This is a genomic window from Bacillota bacterium, assembly GCA_040754675.1.
Classification (GTDB): domain Bacteria; phylum Bacillota; class Limnochordia; order Limnochordales; family Geochordaceae; genus Geochorda.
On sequence record JBFMCJ010000745.1, the window covers coordinates 1 to 1,691 of the forward strand.

The following is a 1,691-nucleotide window of genomic DNA, read 5'->3' on the forward strand; positions in this document are numbered from 1 at the left end:
GGCTGGGTGCGCGTGATGGCATCCAGGATGGTGACCGCATCCACCTGCTCGTTGCCACTCACCACCACCGCCCGGACCTCGGCCTCGGGCGTCCCGGCCTGGTCCTGGGCAGCGCCAGGGGTCGCCCACGGAAGCGCCACGACCAGCGCAATGCATGCAAGGGAAAGCACCCGCAAAACCGTCGGCCGGCGTACGTTCAACGAACCAGCCACCTCCGACTCCAGGGCCTGCCATGGTGCGGCCCGCGGCGTCTCGTGTTCTTGTCCTGCTTTTCTGTTCCTCTTGTCACTTAAAAGCTCCACTGCCAGTTGAGACCCAGCCGCCAGACCTCCTCGCCGCCGAGGGTAAGCTTCAAGGTCAGGTCCGGGCGGAGGCGGTAGGAGAATTCCAGTTCCTGCTCGGGGGTCCGGCCCAAAAGCTCGCGCCGGTATCGCACGTAGATCCCGGACGCTGAGATGTACTTCCCGACGGAGAGCCGCAGCGACCCCTCTTCTCCCACCGGCACCAGCCACAGCTCATCGAGCCCCAGGGCCCTGCGCACGGCTCTTTCCAGCGGCTCGGTGGCCCACGCCGCGAGCTGCTCGTTGACGCGCGCGACCCACGGTTGGGTGCCCGGCTCGCCGATGGGGGGCAACAGAAGAGCCAGGATCTGCTCCCGGCTCATCTCAGGCTGGGCGCTCAGCCGCAAACGGCCAAGATCCGCCACGTCACCCTGCAACTGCACCTGCACCGGCCCGTCCGGGGTGCCGGTCGAGGCCTGCAGATCCACCTCCGGCAGCATCCCCCGGGCCGGGCTGAAGCTCAGCCGCCCCCGCTCGATGGTGAACTCCCTGCCGAAGTAGCGCACCCGGGCCTGCGACAGCGCCACGTCGCCGGAGAGCGCCGGCTCCCCGGATGTCCCCGTCAGGAGCACGGCCCCTTCCAGAAGCCCGCTCCCTCCGATGGCCGGCACCTCAATCCGGACGGGCTCGTCGGCCTCCACCGTGACGTCCAGCGGGACGCCTTCGGAAGCCGACGGCCGCCCTTCCACCTGGTCCGGAGGCGCCGGGAGCCTCACAACCGGCCCGCCGACGGCCGGGGTCTGGTTGCCCGCCGCCTGCCCGCCGGCCAACCACGCGGCCACCCCCAGGAAGGCGACGCGGCCCTGCTGAACGCCGATCCGCCCGGACAGCGTCGGCCACCTGCCGGAGCCGAGCGCGCCCGCCAGGCGCAGTTCGCCGTTGAACGTCCCCTGGAACTCCACGGCCTCGCTCGGCCGCCCCCGCATGGACGCCTGCCGCATGGCAAGCCGCAGGTCCACCGGGTCGAGCCCCAGCGGCCAGATCGATGCCAGGTACGCATCGCCCGACAGGGCCAGCTCACCCCCGCCCGACGCCCGGGCCTCCCCCTTCGCCACGCGCAGGTGGCGCCCGTCTATATTCAGTTCGACCAGGACGTTCAGGAGCGGGTCGATCAGGTCCTGGCGCGAGGCGATGCGGTTCGCCTGAAACGAGAGCTTGCCGGAGGCGGTGGGTTCCTCGGGAGTCCCGGTAAGGGTCAGCGCGCCGCTGAGCCGCCCGCCCTCCACCTGCCAGGCGGGCAGGAGTTCCTGCACGAGTTCCAGAGGGAATCGCTCCATGCTGACGCGCACGTCCATCGCCGGCGAACTGGCGAGCCCCAGCCCGGGCAGCGGGACGGTGCCGGCCAGGCTC

At 70.9% G+C, this 1,691-nt stretch carries 2 protein-coding genes; both read right to left on the reverse strand.

The features are described from left to right. On the reverse strand, positions 1 to 200 hold a 200-nt coding region (locus tag AB1609_23175), incomplete at its 3' end, for a hypothetical protein (protein ID MEW6049338.1). 89 nt (positions 201 to 289) lie between these two features. After that, positions 290 to 1,691 (reverse strand): translocation/assembly module TamB domain-containing protein (locus tag AB1609_23180; GenBank protein ID MEW6049339.1); only part of this gene is annotated, 1,402 nt, incomplete at its 5' end.